The following is a 14,270-nucleotide window of genomic DNA, read 5'->3' on the forward strand; positions in this document are numbered from 1 at the left end:
TAGATGCCCAGCCTCAAGGATCTCAAGAACCGGATCGGAAGCGTCAAGAACACGCGGAAGATCACGAAGGCCATGCAGATGGTCGCGGCGGCCAAGCTCCGCCGCGCCCAGGATGCCGCCGTAAGCGCGCGCCCCTATGCCGAGCAGATGCAGAAGGTGATGGCCGGCCTCGCCGCGTCGTCCACCGGGGCGGCGAATGCGCCCCGGTTGCTGATCGGCACAGGGTCGGACAAGGTGCACCTGCTTGTCGTCATGACCGCCGAACGGGGCCTGTGCGGCGCCTTCAACTCGTCTATCGTGCGGCTGGCCAGGGCCAAGATCAACGCGCTGGCCGGGCAGGGCAAGACGGTCAAGATCCTGACCGTGGGCCGCAAGGGCCGCGAACAGCTCAAGCGCGAGTTCGGCGATCTTATCGTCGGCCATGTCGACCTGTCGGAAGTCAAGCGCATCGGTTATGCCAATGCCCGCCAGATCGCCCAGGACATCATCGGCCGTTTCGATGCGGGCGAGTTTGACGTCGCGACGATCTTCTTCAGCCGTTTCAAGTCGGTGATCTCGCAAGAGCCCACCGCGCTGCAGATCATCCCGGCCCGGTTCGAAGAACCCGAGGGCAGCTCGACCATCTACGAGTACGAGCCGACCGAGGGCGAGATCATGGCCGAGTTGCTGCCGCGCAACGTCGCCACGCAGATCTTCACCGCGCTTCTCGAGAACGGGGCCTCGGAACAGGGCGCGCGCATGTCCGCGATGGACAACGCGACCCGCAACGCCGGCGACATGATCGACAGGCTGACGATCGAGTACAACCGCTCGCGCCAGGCCGCGATCACCAAGGAACTCATCGAAATCATTTCGGGCGCCGAGGCGCTCTAGAAGACGAACCGGAGATACGAAATGGCAAACGCTCAAGGCAAAGTCACCCAGGTGATCGGTGCCGTCGTCGACGTTCAGTTCGACGGTGCCCTGCCCGAAATCCTCAACGCCCTGGAAACCGAGAACAACGGCAAGCGCCTGGTCCTCGAAGTTGCCCAGCATCTCGGCGAGAATACCGTGCGCACCATCGCCATGGACGCGACCGAGGGCCTCGTCCGGGGCGCCAAGGTGACCGACACCGGTGGGCCGATCTCGGTTCCGGTGGGCGACGCCACCCTTGGCCGCATCCTCAACGTGATCGGTGAACCGATCGACGAGAAGGGCCCCGTGGTCGCCTCTGAGAAGCGCTCGATCCACCAGCCCGCGCCCGAATTCGCCGAACAGGCGACCTCGTCCGACATCCTCGTGACCGGCATCAAGGTGATCGACCTCCTCGCTCCCTATTCCAAGGGCGGCAAGGTGGGCCTGTTCGGCGGCGCCGGCGTGGGCAAGACCGTGCTGATCATGGAACTGATCAACAACATCGCCAAGGTGCACTCGGGCTATTCCGTGTTCGCCGGTGTCGGTGAACGGACCCGCGAGGGCAACGACCTCTACCACGAGATGATGGACTCCGAAGTCATCAAGATCGACAACCTTGCGGAATCCAAGGTGGCGCTGGTCTATGGCCAGATGAACGAGCCGCCGGGCGCGCGCGCCCGTGTCGCGCTGACCGGCCTGACGCTGGCCGAGCAGTTCCGCGACCAGTCGGGCACCGACGTTCTGTTCTTCGTCGACAACATCTTCCGCTTTACCCAGGCCGGGTCCGAGGTGTCGGCGCTTCTGGGCCGGATCCCGTCGGCGGTGGGCTACCAGCCGACGCTGGCCACCGACATGGGCGCGATGCAGGAACGCATCACCTCGACCAAGGCGGGATCGATCACCTCGATCCAGGCAGTTTACGTTCCCGCGGACGACCTGACCGACCCCGCGCCCGCCACCACCTTTGCCCACCTTGACGCCACGACCGTGCTGTCGCGCGCGATCTCCGAGCTTGGCATCTACCCGGCGGTGGACCCGCTCGACTCCTCGTCGCGGATCCTTGATCCGGCGATCGTCGGCGAAGAGCATTACCAGGTGGCCCGCGACGTGCAGGGCATCCTGCAACGCTACAAGTCGCTGCAGGACATCATCGCGATCCTCGGCATGGACGAACTGTCCGAAGAGGACAAGCTGACCGTGTCGCGCGCCCGCAAGATCCAGCGCTTCCTGTCGCAGCCCTTCGACGTGGCCAAGGTGTTCACCGGTTCTGACGGCATCCAGGTGCCGCTTGAAAAGACCATCGCGTCCTTCAAGGCCGTGGTCGCCGGCGAATACGATCACCTGCCGGAAGCGGCCTTCTACATGGTCGGCGATATCGACGAGGTGATCGCCAAGGCCGAGAAGATGGCGGCCGACGCGGCCTGATACTGGCTTGGGCGCCGGGTGCAAACCGCCCGGCGCCGGTTCCCCAAGGAGGCAACATGGCCGATACGATGCAATTCGACCTCGTCGCGCCCGAACGGCGTGTCGCGTCCGAGCGGGCCACGCAGGTGGTCATTCCCGGCTTCGAGGGCGATCTGACCGCGATGCCGCTGCACGCGCCGCTGATCACCACGCTGCGCCCCGGCGTTCTCGAGGTATTCACCGAGAAGGGCAGCCAGAAATATATCGTCACCGGCGGTTTCGCCGAGATCACCGCCGACCGCGCCACGGTGCTGGCAGAGCGCTCGCATCCGGTCGAGGAAGTGACGCGGGAAATGATCAACGAGATGGTCGCCGAGGCCCGCGCGTCCTACAAGGAAGCCCATCCCGATGTGGTCGACTCTTCGGCCAAGATGCTGGCCGACATGGTTGCAATGGGCACCCATATGGGATTTGAACCGCAGGGCTGAACGACCGGTCCCCGATCGGTTTCCAGAGGCCCCGCCCCGGCGGGGCCTTTGCCGTTTCGCCTGCCGGACAAGACGGCGCTTGAGTCGCGTTACCCCTCTGCGACTGGGTAGGGGACGAAAACCGGGCTCGCGGGGGTAGGGACGGCAAGCGATGCAAAAGGATATCGGGCGGGTGGGGGTCCAGCCGGCGTTCCAGATCCGGGCCGATCCCCCCCTGTCGCCCGTATCCGGGCGGACCCGATGGCCTTTGGGCCGGTGCACGATCCCGAGGAATGGGAACTACTCGTCCATCCGCCGGATCAGCTGTTCGGGGGAGGCACCTGCGTCGGAACAGACTCGGTTCCGCCATCGATCAGGGCAAGAAAGGCGTCCACCTCCTCGTCCATGGTGCACCACGAACAGACGAGCCGTGCCGAGAGTGGCACGTCGCCTGGCCCCTCCAGGCCCTGGTCCATCGGCCAGAGGTAATATTGTGCGCCTTCCTTTTGCGCGCGCCGGTGACCCTCGCGGGGCCAGGCGGCGAAGACGGCGTTCGCCTCGGTCGGAAACAGCAGTGTTGCCCCCGGCAGCGCGGCGAGACCGGCCGAAAGCCGTGCCGCCGCCGCATTTGCCCGGCTGGCCATCTTCAGCCACAGATCGTCCCGGAGATAGGCTGCCATCTGCGCCGAGAGGTAGCGGTGCTTGGAGAACAGATGTCCGCCCCGTTTGCGCCGCAACTCGAACTCCCACGCACGCGACGGATCGAACAGGATCACCGCTTCGACCCCCATCAGACCGTTCTTGGTGCCGCCAAGCGACAGGACATCGACGCCTGCCTTCCATGTCATCTCGGCGGGCTTGCAGCCTGCCGACACCACGGCATTGGCAAATCGTGCGCCGTCCATGTGGACGGGCAGTCCTGCGTCCCTGGCTATCCGGCTGATCGCGGCGACCTCTTCGGGCGTGTAGACTGCGCCGGCCTCTGTCGCGTTGGTGATCGAGACGGCGCCCCGCTGCACGTTGTGCACGCCCGCCCGCGCGGTGAAGCCGATGGCCCGCTCCAACTCGCCGGGGTCGATCTTGGCATGTTCGCCGCCCAGCAGCGTCAGCTTGGCGCCGCCGGTATAGAACTCGGGCGCGCCACATTCGTCCTCTTCGACATGGGCGGTCCGGTGGCAATAGACCGTGGCCCAGGGCGGGCACAGACAGGCCAGCGCCAGCGCGTTGGCCGCAGTGCCCGTGGCGACAAGATAGACCTCGGCTTCGGGGGCTTCGAAGGCTGCGCGAACCGCGTCGCGCACCTCTGATGTCGCGACGTCGTTGCCATAGGGCATGGCATAGCCATGGTTGGCCTCGATCAGCGCCTCAAGGACCTGGGGCGGCACGGGCGAGGTGTTGTCCGAGGCGAAATGCATGGGCGCTCAAAGCTCCTCTTCGATCACGTGGTCTTCCCAATCCTCGACTGGCACGTCGAATTCGGGGATCGTCCAGCCTTTGACGGACATCCCGGCGCGATGCACGCTGTCGGGGTCGCCCGAGACCAGCGGGTGCCAGTCGTACAGGGCCTTGCCTTCCCAGACCAGACGATAGGCGCAACTGGCGGGCATCCAATAGGCGATCTCTGCGATGTTCTTGGGCGTCAGCACCACGCATTCGGGCACGATGGACTTGCGGCACGCGTAGTTTGCGCAGCGGCAGGTGTCGTCGTCCAGCAGCCTGCAAGCGATGCGGGTAAAGACCACCTCGCCGGTATCGGCATCTTCCAGCTTGTTCAGGCAGCACTTGCCACAGCCATCGCAGAGCGCCTCCCACTCCTGGCGGGTCAGCTTCTTCATCGGGACCCGTTCCCAGAAGCGGGGGCGCAGGCCTGTGCGATCGATTGGGCCGGTCATGGCTCAGGGCCGCCAGGGCAGGGGCGGTTCCTCGGACAGGATCTGGCGCGCGCGCGCGCAGTCCTTCTCGATCTGGGCGACCAGCGCGTTCAGGCTATCGTATTTCGCCTCGTCGCGCAGGAACTCGACGAGAGCGACCGACAGGTGGGTGCCGTAGAGATCGCCCCTGAAATCGAACAGGAAGCTCTCGCAGTTCGGGACATTCTCGCCGAACATCGGCCGCACCCCGATCGAGGCGGCGCCGTCATAGGTTCCCGCATGCGGGCCCGCCAGTACGTCGACGCGGACGGCATAGACCCCGAAGCGCGGCCGGTGCAGCCCGTGGATCGACATGTTCGCCGTCGGAAAGCCCAACGCATGTCCGCGCGAATCGCCATGCAGCACCGCGCCCTCGATCCGGTGCCAGTGGCCCAGCATCGCGGCGGCGTCGCGCGGCCGCCCGTCGGTCAGCGCGTCGCGGATCGCGGTCGAGGACACCTCGCCCTCGGCGTTCGACACCAGCTCCACCACGGTGACGCGAAAGCCCAGGTCGTCGCCGTACTGCCGGAGCGCGGCCACGTCGCCCGCACGCCCCTTGCCGAAGCGGAAATCCTGCCCGACGACGACATGGGCCAGCCCCAGGCCCTCGTGCAGGACCTCGCGGGCAAATGCCTCGGGCGTGAGGCCTGCAAGCCTCGCGTCGAAGGGCAGTTCGTACAGGTGGTCGATGCCCAGCTTGGCCAGCCGGTTCGACCGCGCCTCGGCGTTCATCAGCCGAAAGGGGGGGGCGTCGGGGGCAAAAATCTGGCGTGGATGGGGTTCGAAGGTCAGCACGCCCAGCGGCACGCCGTGGCTGGCGGCCTCGTTCCGGGCGATCTCGATCACCGCGCGGTGGCCCAGATGCACCCCGTCGAAATTGCCGATGGCGGCCACCGCGCCGCGTTCGCCCAAGGGGGCGCCTGCCCATGTGGTGAAGGTCTTCATCGGCCCCGGATTGCACCCAAGGCCGGGCGGCGTCAATCGAATTTCTTGGTCGGCGCCAGAACCGTGGCCTCGCCCTTGAGAACGGGTTTGCCGTCAACAAGGCAGCGGGTGTCGAGCGTCACGCGGCGCTTGCCATAGTCGATGGCGGTGACCTCGACCTCGGCCACTACCACGTCGCCGGGACGGACGGGGGCCATGAATTTCAAGGTCTGGCCTAGGTAGATCGTGCCATGTCCCGGAAGCTGTTCGCCGATCACCGCCGAGATCAGCCCCGCGGTCAGCATGCCGTGGGCGATACGGCCTTCGAAGATCGTCTCAAGCGCGTAGTCGTCGTCCAGGTGAACCGGGTTCCGGTCGGTCGAGACCTCGGCGAACAATTCTATGTCACGGTCGGTCACCTGCTTGCGCAGGTGGCGGATCATGCCGATCTCGAGATCCTCGATGCAGATGGTTCCGCGTGGCATGTTGTCGAGCATTCCCCCGGCTCCCGGCCCGTGATGTTGCAGCGCAGCATAGCGAAGCGGTCTTCAGCCTGCAACGGCCAAGAGTAATATTTCGTTACGCGGGGAGCGAATGTCGTAACTTTGTTGCGTGCGCTTTGTGCGTCAGCGCAGAAAGCCCATTGCGTAGGTGGGGCTGGCCATCGCACGGGCCAGATAACCCTCCAGCGTGGCCGGATCCGGATCGCGCGCGGTCCTGGTCTCTTCGGCGGCCAGACCCCCGGTAATGAAAAGCGAATCGAGGTCTTCGCCCAAAGCGCCGCGGATGTCGGTGGCGATCCCGTCGCCGATGCACAGGATCTGATGGTCGGGCACGTCGGCGATCTCCGCCAGCCGCTGCCGGGCAAGGTCATAGATCGCCGGCTGTGGCTTGCCGAAATAGAGGCTTTCGCCGCCCATCTCGGTGTAGAGCGCGGCGATCGCGCCCGCGCACCATTCCCGCGTTTCGCCCCGGTCCACGACGATGTCGGGATTGGCGCAAAGGAGTTTCAGACCCTTCTGCTTGGCGTAAAGCAGTTGCGGGCGCATCTCGGCAGGGTCGGCATGGGCGTCGAAGGGGCCGGTGCAGACGATGCCCTCGGCCTGGTCCAGCGGCACGCGCTCAATCTCGACCGGGTTCTCGACGATCCGGATGGGGTCGAAGAAGGTCAGGTCGAACTCGATGCCCACGAACCAGACCTTCTGCCCCACCGCGCCGCGGAACATCGCCGCGCGCGCCGCATCGCCCGAGGTGGCGATGGTGTCCCAGCAATCGGTCGGCACGTTCAGCTGCGCCAACTGCCCCTCGACCGCCTTTCGGTGGCGCGGCGCATTGGTCAGCAGCACCACCGCCCCGCCGCCCGCCTTGTAGCGCTGCAGCGCGGCAACCGCCTCGGGAAACGCCTCGCGCCCGTTGTGCAGGCAGCCCCAGAGATCGACGAACAGCGCACGGTAGCGGCCGGACACCTCGGCGAGGCTTTCGATGATCTGGGTCATGGGCGGTCCTCGACGGAGAAAGGGGCGCCCGATGCGGGCGCCCCGGAAGGGATTCAGAGTTGCAGGTTCGGCAGGATCTGCTTTTTCCGGCTCATGATGCCGGGCAGGACCACCGCGTCACCCTCGACCCTGGCGGCGAAGCTTTTCTCGGCGACCTGCTTGACCAGATCGTTCGGGACCAGCAGCGTCGCCTCTTCGCGCAGGATGTCCACGACGAACAGCAGCACCTGGTCGGCGCCGTCTTCCTCGGCCACCTTGACCATGGACTCCATCAGGCTGGCCTTGCGGTCGAGCACGGTCGCGGGCGAGGTGGTTTCCAGCACGGAAACACGGAATTTCTTGCCCGCGATCTCGAATTCCTTGGAATCCATCCGCAGCAGCTCCGCATCCGAAAAGGCCGAGACGTCGGACTTGGCCGCGAACATCTCGGCGGCGTAGTCGGGGATCGAGACACCCAGATCGGCGGCCAGCGCCTCGGCCAGCGCGCGGTCGTCGGGCGTGGTGGTGGGCGAGCGGAATTCCAGCGTGTCGGACAGGATGCAGGACAGCATCGCGCCCTTGATCGCCTCGGGCATCCTTGTGGCATCCGAGCCCATCAGGTCGTGCATGATGGTGGCGGTGCAGGCCACGGGGCGGACGGTGATCTCGATCGGGCTGCGTGTCTTGAGCCCGCCCACCAGCATGTGGTGGTCGATCAGCGCGATCACGTTGGCCTCGTTGATATGTGCGGGCAGTTCGGCGGGGTTGTTGGTGTCGACAACGACCACGTCCTCGCCGGGGGCCACGTCGGCAATGATCTCGGGCTGGGCGAGGCTCCAGCGCTTCAGCACGAATTTCGCCTCGGTATTGGGCTCGCCAAGCAGCTTGGCCTCGGCGGCCTTGCCTTTGACCTCGGAAAGATACCAGGCCCAGATGATGGGCGAGCCGGTGGAATCGGTATCGGGGGACTTGTGGCCAAGAACCTTGATCGTCATGGGGGTGCGTCCGCTTGTCTGGAATGTCAGTCGGGCGCCCTTATAGGCAGGGGCGCGGGGCTTGTCACGGGGGCGGCGGGCGAAGGTTTCGTGACGGCAGCACGGCCGGTGCATGTGGCACGGCGGCCGATATTTTTTGCCGCAGGGGGTGCTTGACAGATATCCGGGTTGTGCCTAGGTCAGCGCTGTTAGCACTCGATGGGTGCGAGTGACAACAGTTCACACCCTGAACCAAGGAGCGTTCAAAGATGGCATTCAAACCTCTGCATGACCGGGTTCTGGTCCGCCGCGTGGAAGGCGACGAAAAGACCAAGGGCGGTCTGATCATCCCCGACAGCGCGAAAGAGAAGCCCGCCGAGGGCGAGATCATCGCCTGTGGCGAAGGCGCCCGCAAGGATTCGGGCGAGCTGATCGCGATGGCCGTGAAGGCCGGCGATCGCGTTCTCTTCGGCAAGTGGTCGGGCACCGAGGTCACGATCGACGGCCAGGAACTTCTCATCATGAAGGAAAGCGACATCCTCGGCATCATCGCCTGAGCGGTCGCACCAACACTCAACCGGACAATCAGGAGACAGCAACATGGCTGCCAAGGACGTCAAGTTCAACACCGACGCCCGCAACCGCATGCTGAAGGGTGTCAACACCCTCGCCGATGCGGTCAAGGTCACCCTCGGCCCCAAGGGCCGCAACGTGGTCATCGAGAAATCCTTCGGGGCGCCCCGGATCACCAAGGACGGCGTGACCGTCGCCAAGGAGATCGAACTCGAGGATCGGTTCGAGAACATGGGCGCGCAGATGGTGAAGGAAGTCGCCTCGCGCACCAATGACGAGGCCGGCGACGGCACCACCACCGCCACCGTTCTGGCCCAGGCCATCGTGCGCGAGGGCATGAAGTCGGTCGCCGCGGGCATGAACCCGATGGACCTCAAGCGCGGCATCGATCTGGCGACCACCAAGGTCGTCGAAGCGATCAAGGCCGCCTCGCGCCCGGTCAGCGACAGCGACGAAGTTGCCCAGGTCGGCACCATCTCGGCGAACGGCGAGGCCAATATCGGCCGCTTTATCGCCGACGCGATGCAGAAGGTCGGCAATGACGGCGTCATCACCGTCGAAGAGAACAAGGGCATGGAGACCGAGGTCGAGGTCGTCGAAGGCATGCAGTTCGACCGCGGCTACCTCTCGCCCTACTTCGTGACCAATGCCGACAAGATGGCTGCGGAACTCGACGACGCGCTGATCCTGCTGCACGAGAAGAAACTCTCGTCGCTGCAGCCGATGGTGCCGCTGCTCGAAGCCGTGATCCAGTCGCAGAAGCCGCTGCTGATCATCGCCGAGGACGTCGAAGGCGAAGCGCTGGCGACCCTCGTGGTCAACAAGCTGCGCGGCGGCCTGAAGATCGCCGCGGTCAAGGCGCCGGGCTTCGGCGACCGCCGCAAGGCCATGCTGCAGGACATCGCGATCCTCACGGGCGGCCAGGTGATCTCGGAAGACCTTGGCATGAAGCTTGAAAACGTGACCCTCGACATGCTGGGCCGCGCCAAGAAGGTCCTGATCAAGAAGGACGACACCACGATCATCGACGGCGCCGGCGACAAGGCCGAGATCGAGGCCCGCGTCGGCCAGATCCGCGCGCAGATCGAGGAAACCTCGTCCGACTACGACCGCGAGAAGCTGCAGGAGCGTGTCGCGAAACTGGCCGGTGGCGTTGCCGTCATCCGCGTCGGCGGCATGACCGAGGTCGAGGTGAAAGAGCGCAAGGACCGTGTCGATGACGCCCTGAACGCGACCCGTGCGGCCGTGCAGGAAGGCATCGTGGTCGGCGGCGGCGTGGCGCTGGTGCAGGCGGGCAAGACGCTTGAAGGCCTGACCGGGGCCAACGACGACCAGAACGCCGGGATCACCATCGTGCGCAAGGCGCTTGAGGCGCCGCTGCGCCAGATCGCCGAGAACGCGGGTGTGGACGGTGCCGTCGTCGCGGGCAAGATCCGCGAGAGCAGCGATGCCCATTTCGGCTTCAACGCGCAGACCGAGGAATATGGCGACATGTTCAAGTTTGGCGTGATCGACCCGGCCAAGGTGACCCGCACCGCACTGGAAGACGCGGCCTCGATTGCCGGCCTGCTGATCACCACCGAGGCGATGGTGGCCGACAAGCCCGAGCCCAAGGGCCAGGGTGCTGGCGGCGGCATGCCCGACATGGGCGGCATGGGCGGCATGATGTAAAGCCATCCTTCGGGACGGACGGAAAGGGGCCGCGTTTCGCGGCCCCTTTTTCTTTGGCCGGCCGATCGGGCATCTCCGCCCGTCTCTGCCTTGCCTTGTGGCAGCCGCGATGTGCCGCGCCCGACGCCCAAGGGCCTGTTTGCCCCGTGCCTTTACCGGCATAGAGTGGTCCGGATGGAGGGACGCGCGATGGACGAACGCCGGGAGATCCGATTCCTGCTGAACGCGGGCGACGTGCGGCTGGCCGCGGTCGCCGCCGAGGATACGCTGCTCGACTTCCTCCGGCTCGACCGCCGCCTCACCGGAACCAAGGAAGGCTGCGCCGAGGGGGATTGCGGCGCCTGTACGGTGCTGGTGGGCCGCCTGTCGGATGGTCGGTTGGTCTACGAGCCGGTCAATGCCTGCATCCGTCTGATGCCCTCGCTCGATGGTTGCCATGTGGTGACGGTCGAGCATCTGGCGGGGCCGGGTGGCGGGCTTCACCCGGTGCAGGCGGCGATGGTTGCACATCACGGCAGCCAGTGCGGATTCTGTACGCCGGGGATCGTGATGGCGCTGGCCGCGCTGTGGATGGAGACGCCCGCGCCCGACGAGGCCCGGATCGAGACCGCGTTGCAGGGCAACCTGTGCCGCTGCACGGGCTATGCGCCGATCCTGCGCGCCGCGAAATCCGCGCGGGACTTCGGCGATCCGGCCGACGATCCGCTGGTGGCGGGCCGGGCCGGGGTCGCGGCGCGGCTGGCCGCGCTGCGCGACGGGCGGCGGGTCGAGGTGGCCCGGGGCGACAGCCGGGCGATCCTGCCGGCGGATCTGGACGATTTCGCCGCGCTCTTCGCGGCGCACCCCGAGGCCACGGTTGTCGCGGGCGCGACCGATGTGGGGCTTTGGGTGACCAAGGGGCTGAAACGGATTGGGCCCGCGCTCTTCATCGGCCATCTGGACGCGCTGCGGCGGGTGGACAGGGCGGACGGCGCGCTGCGGATCGGGGCGGGGGCCAGCTATGCCGAGGTGCAGGCGGCGCTGGTCGCGGAGTTCCCGCACCTTGGCGCCTACTGGGACCGGATCGGCGGGCCGCAGGTGCGCGCCATGGGTACGGTCGGGGGCAACATCGCCAACGGCTCGCCCATCGGGGACACGCCGCCGGTGCTGATCGCGCTGGGCGCCGAGGTGGTGTTGCGGCGGGGCGATGCGCGGCGGGTGCTGCCGCTGGAGGCGTTTTTCCTCGATTACGGCAAACAGGACCGCGCGCCGGGCGAGTTCGTCGAAGCGATCCGCGTGCCGCTGGCGGCGCCGGGGGTGCGGCACGCCGCCTACAAGGTGTCGAAGCGGCGGGACGAGGATATTTCCTCGGTCGCGGCGGGGTTCTCCGTGACGGTCGAGGGCGGCACGATCACCGGTGCGCGGCTGGCCTTTGGCGGCATGGCGGGGGTGCCGAAACGGGCCGCGCAGGCCGAGGCGGCGCTGGTGGGGCGGCCCTGGGCGGAGGCGACGGTGCTGGCGGCGGCCAAGGAACTGCCGCGCGATTTCACGCCGTTGACCGACTGGCGTGCCTCGGCCGCCTATCGCATGCGCGTCGCGCAGAACCTGCTGCGCCGGTTCTGGCTGGAGCAGGAGGCCGGGCCCGAGCCCGCCCGGCTGGAACGGGCGTGAGGGGGCGGCGATGAAGACCGATGTGGGCATAACGGGCGCGGTGCACGGGCATGTGGCCCACGATTCGGCCGAAAAGCACGTCACCGGCCGGGCGGACTATACCGACGACATCCCCGAGCCGGTGGGCACGCTGCACGGCTATCTTGGCCTCGCGCCCTGCGCCCATGGGCGGCTGACGGGGCTGGACCTGTCGGCGGTCGTGGCCGCGCCGGGCGTCGTCGGCGTGCTGACGGCGGCCGACATTCCGGGGCTGAACGACATCAGCCCGACCGGCTGCCGCGACGAGCCGGTCTTTCCCGAGGCGCTGGTGGAATTCCATGGCCAGCCGATCTTCGCCGTGATCGCCGAGACCCGTGACGCCGCGCGCCGGGCGGCGGAACTGGCGCGGGTGGAGATCGAGCCGTTGCCCGCCGCGATCGGCATCGAGGCGGCGCTGGCGGCGGGCTACCCGGACGTGACCGCGCCGCTGGTGCTGGAACGCGGCGATGTGGGGCCTGCGCTGGCCGCCGCGACGCATCGCATCAGGGCCCGGATGACGGTCGGCGGGCAGGACCACATGTACCTGGAGGGCCAGATCGCCTTTGCCATCCCGGGCGAGGATGACGAGGTCACGGTGCATGCCTCGACCCAGCACCCGACCGAGGTGCAGCAGATGGTGGCGCAGGTGCTGGGGGTGCCCGCGAACGCGGTCGTGGTGAACGTGCGCCGGATGGGCGGCGGCTTCGGCGGCAAGGAAACCCAGATGAACCTGTTCTGCGTGGTGGCCGCGCTGGCCGCGAAGCGCTGGAACCAGGCCGTCAAGATCCGCCCCGACCGCGACCAGGACATGATCGCCACCGGCAAGCGGCATGACGTGGTGGTGGACTACGAGGTGGGGTTCGGCGCGGACGGGGTGATCCACGCGGTGGATGCGACCGTGACCGCGCGCTGCGGGTTCTCGGCCGATCTGTCGGGGCCGGTGACCGACCGGGCGCTGTTCCATGCCGACAATGCCTATTTCTATCAGGCGGTGCGGCTGCGGTCGCGGCCGTTGAAGACCAACACCGTGTCGAACACCGCCTTTCGCGGCTTCGGGGGGCCGCAGGGGATGATCGCCGCCGAGCGGATGATCGAGGAGATCGCCTGTGCGCTGGGCCGCGATCCGCTGGAGATAAGGCGCGCGAATTTCTACCGCGAGGGGCGCGACCTGACGCCCTATCACCAGCGGGTCGAGGACAATATCGTGGGCCGGCTGGTCGACGAGCTGGAGGCCAGCGCGGACTATGCCGCGCGCCGGGCCGCGGTGCTGGAGCACAACGCGCGGGGCGGGATCATCGCCAAGGGCATCGCGCTGACGCCGGTGAAGTTCGGCATCTCCTTCACCGCGACCCATTACAACCAGGCGGGCGCGCTGGTGCATGTCTACAAGGACGGGTCGATCCACCTGAACCATGGTGGCACCGAGATGGGGCAGGGGCTGAACACCAAGGTGGCGCAGGTGGTGGCCGACGCGTTCCAGGTGGATATCGAGCGGGTCCGGATCACGAAGACCACGACCGAGAAGGTGCCGAACACGTCGGCCACCGCGGCCTCGTCGGGGTCGGACCTGAACGGGATGGCGGCGCTGGATGCCTGCGAGCAGATCAAGGCGCGGCTGGTGGCGTTTGCCGCCGAAAGCCGGGGGGTGGCGCCCGAGGACGTGCGTTTCGCCCCGAACGAGGTGCGGATCGGGGCCGAGCCGGTGCCCTTCGACCGGCTGGTGCACGAGGCCTACATGGCGCGGGTGCACCTGTCTGCGGCGGGGTTCTACAAGACGCCGAAGATCCACTGGGACCGGGCGACGGGGCGGGGGCACCCGTTCTATTACTTCGCCTACGGTGCGGCCTGTTCCGAGGTGTCGGTCGACACGCTGACCGGGGAGTACCGGGTGGATCGCGTGGATATCCTGCACGACGTGGGCCGGTCGCTGAACCCGGCGCTGGACCTGGGCCAGGTCGAGGGGGGCTTCGTGCAGGGGATGGGGTGGCTGACCACCGAGGAGCTGTGGTGGGACGAAGAGGGGCGGCTGCGCACCCATGCGCCGTCCACCTACAAGATCCCGCTGGCCTCGGACATTCCGCGCATCTTCAACGTGCGGCTGGCCGACTGGTCCGAGAACCGCGAGATGACGATCAAGCGATCCAAGGCGGTGGGCGAGCCGCCCTTCATGCTGGCGATCTCGGTGCTCGAGGCGCTGTCGATGGCGGTGGCAAGCGTGGCGGATTACCGCGAATGTCCCCGGCTTGATGCCCCCGCGACGCCCGAACGGGTGCTGATGGCCATCGCGCGGCTGACGGGCGAGGCCTGAGC

13 protein-coding genes are annotated in these 14,270 nt (G+C 67.0%); 7 read left to right on the forward strand and 6 right to left on the reverse strand.

Annotated features, from left to right (window positions below; translation table 11 throughout):
• Window positions 1-3 precede the first annotated feature (3 nt).
• The 3 genes from EV655_RS09345 to EV655_RS09355 are packed head-to-tail and all read left to right on the forward strand — an operon-like array spanning window position 4 to window position 2,786.
• Window positions 4-873, forward strand: coding sequence for a F0F1 ATP synthase subunit gamma (locus EV655_RS09345; protein WP_132544100.1), 870 nt, complete (start codon window positions 4-6; stop codon window positions 871-873).
• Window positions 874-894: 21 nt separating this feature from the next.
• Entirely contained in the window at window positions 895-2,319 is a 1,425-nt protein-coding gene (gene atpD / locus EV655_RS09350; protein ID WP_132544102.1) for a F0F1 ATP synthase subunit beta, read from the forward strand.
• Between the two features lie 56 nt (window positions 2,320-2,375).
• Complete coding sequence (locus EV655_RS09355) at window positions 2,376-2,786, forward strand: F0F1 ATP synthase subunit epsilon (RefSeq protein WP_132544104.1); 411 nt, start codon at window positions 2,376-2,378, stop codon at window positions 2,784-2,786.
• Between the two features lie 299 nt (window positions 2,787-3,085).
• On the opposite strand, the gene EV655_RS09360 is transcribed toward EV655_RS09355, so the two are convergent.
• The 6 genes from EV655_RS09360 to EV655_RS09385 all read right to left on the reverse strand — a co-directional run bounded on the left by EV655_RS09360 (window position 3,086) and on the right by EV655_RS09385 (window position 8,069).
• Window positions 3,086-4,180, reverse strand: coding sequence for a threonine aldolase family protein (locus EV655_RS09360; protein WP_132544106.1), 1,095 nt, complete (start codon window positions 4,178-4,180; stop codon window positions 3,086-3,088).
• Window positions 4,181-4,186: 6 nt separating this feature from the next.
• A complete protein-coding gene (locus tag EV655_RS09365; protein WP_132544108.1) occupies window positions 4,187-4,657 on the reverse strand; it encodes a YcgN family cysteine cluster protein in 471 nt (156 codons plus the stop codon).
• 3 nt (window positions 4,658-4,660) lie between these two features.
• Window positions 4,661-5,620 (reverse strand): bifunctional riboflavin kinase/FAD synthetase, encoded by a 960-nt coding sequence (locus EV655_RS09370; RefSeq protein WP_132544110.1) that lies wholly within the window; start codon window positions 5,618-5,620, stop codon window positions 4,661-4,663.
• Between the two features lie 32 nt (window positions 5,621-5,652).
• Complete coding sequence (locus EV655_RS09375) at window positions 5,653-6,096, reverse strand: MaoC family dehydratase (protein ID WP_132544112.1); 444 nt, start codon at window positions 6,094-6,096, stop codon at window positions 5,653-5,655.
• Window positions 6,097-6,225: 129 nt separating this feature from the next.
• Entirely contained in the window at window positions 6,226-7,095 is an 870-nt protein-coding gene (locus EV655_RS09380; RefSeq protein ID WP_132544114.1) for a TIGR01459 family HAD-type hydrolase, read from the reverse strand.
• A 53-nt stretch (window positions 7,096-7,148) separates the two neighbouring features.
• A complete protein-coding gene (locus tag EV655_RS09385; RefSeq protein ID WP_132544116.1) occupies window positions 7,149-8,069 on the reverse strand; it encodes a manganese-dependent inorganic pyrophosphatase in 921 nt (306 codons plus the stop codon).
• 248 nt (window positions 8,070-8,317) lie between these two features.
• Here EV655_RS09385 and EV655_RS09390 point away from each other — a divergent pair, with 248 nt between their 5' ends.
• The 4 genes from EV655_RS09390 to xdhB all read left to right on the forward strand — a co-directional run bounded on the left by EV655_RS09390 (window position 8,318) and on the right by xdhB (window position 14,268).
• Window positions 8,318-8,605 (forward strand): co-chaperone GroES, encoded by a 288-nt coding sequence (locus tag EV655_RS09390; protein WP_132544118.1) that lies wholly within the window; start codon window positions 8,318-8,320, stop codon window positions 8,603-8,605.
• Window positions 8,606-8,648: 43 nt separating this feature from the next.
• Window positions 8,649-10,292 (forward strand): chaperonin GroEL, encoded by a 1,644-nt coding sequence (gene groL, locus EV655_RS09395; protein ID WP_132544120.1) that lies wholly within the window; start codon window positions 8,649-8,651, stop codon window positions 10,290-10,292.
• Between the two features lie 189 nt (window positions 10,293-10,481).
• Window positions 10,482-11,942 carry a xanthine dehydrogenase small subunit gene (gene xdhA, locus EV655_RS09400; protein ID WP_132544122.1) on the forward strand — a complete coding sequence of 487 codons (1,461 nt, stop codon included), beginning with the start codon at window positions 10,482-10,484 and terminating at the stop codon, window positions 11,940-11,942.
• Between the two features lie 10 nt (window positions 11,943-11,952).
• On the forward strand, window positions 11,953-14,268 hold the full coding sequence (xdhB, locus tag EV655_RS09405) for a xanthine dehydrogenase molybdopterin binding subunit (protein WP_132544123.1): 2,316 nt from the start codon (window positions 11,953-11,955) through the stop codon (window positions 14,266-14,268).
• Window positions 14,269-14,270: the final 2 nt, after the last annotated feature.

Source organism: Rhodovulum euryhalinum (assembly GCF_004342445.1).
Taxonomy (GTDB): domain Bacteria; phylum Pseudomonadota; class Alphaproteobacteria; order Rhodobacterales; family Rhodobacteraceae; genus Rhodovulum; species Rhodovulum euryhalinum.

What these genes read in the sequence shown, in the direction of transcription:
- EV655_RS09355 (WP_132544104.1), top strand. Translation starts at nt 2,376, where the DNA reads ATGGCCGATACGATGCAATTCGACCTCGTCGCGCCCGAACGGCGTGTC.
- EV655_RS09390 (WP_132544118.1), top strand. Translation starts at nt 8,318, where the DNA reads ATGGCATTCAAACCTCTGCATGACCGGGTTCTGGTCCGCCGCGTGGAA.
- EV655_RS09370 (WP_132544110.1), bottom strand. Translation starts at nt 5,620, where the DNA reads ATGAAGACCTTCACCACATGGGCAGGCGCCCCCTTGGGCGAACGCGGC.
- EV655_RS09385 (WP_132544116.1), bottom strand. Translation starts at nt 8,069, where the DNA reads ATGACGATCAAGGTTCTTGGCCACAAGTCCCCCGATACCGATTCCACC.
- EV655_RS09380 (WP_132544114.1), bottom strand. Translation starts at nt 7,095, where the DNA reads ATGACCCAGATCATCGAAAGCCTCGCCGAGGTGTCCGGCCGCTACCGT.
- EV655_RS09345 (WP_132544100.1), top strand. Translation starts at nt 4, where the DNA reads ATGCCCAGCCTCAAGGATCTCAAGAACCGGATCGGAAGCGTCAAGAAC.
- atpD (WP_132544102.1), top strand. Translation starts at nt 895, where the DNA reads ATGGCAAACGCTCAAGGCAAAGTCACCCAGGTGATCGGTGCCGTCGTC.
- EV655_RS09375 (WP_132544112.1), bottom strand. Translation starts at nt 6,096, where the DNA reads ATGCTCGACAACATGCCACGCGGAACCATCTGCATCGAGGATCTCGAG.
- xdhB (WP_132544123.1), top strand. Translation starts at nt 11,953, where the DNA reads ATGAAGACCGATGTGGGCATAACGGGCGCGGTGCACGGGCATGTGGCC.
- groL (WP_132544120.1), top strand. Translation starts at nt 8,649, where the DNA reads ATGGCTGCCAAGGACGTCAAGTTCAACACCGACGCCCGCAACCGCATG.
- EV655_RS09360 (WP_132544106.1), bottom strand. Translation starts at nt 4,180, where the DNA reads ATGCATTTCGCCTCGGACAACACCTCGCCCGTGCCGCCCCAGGTCCTT.
- EV655_RS09365 (WP_132544108.1), bottom strand. Translation starts at nt 4,657, where the DNA reads ATGACCGGCCCAATCGATCGCACAGGCCTGCGCCCCCGCTTCTGGGAA.
- xdhA (WP_132544122.1), top strand. Translation starts at nt 10,482, where the DNA reads ATGGACGAACGCCGGGAGATCCGATTCCTGCTGAACGCGGGCGACGTG.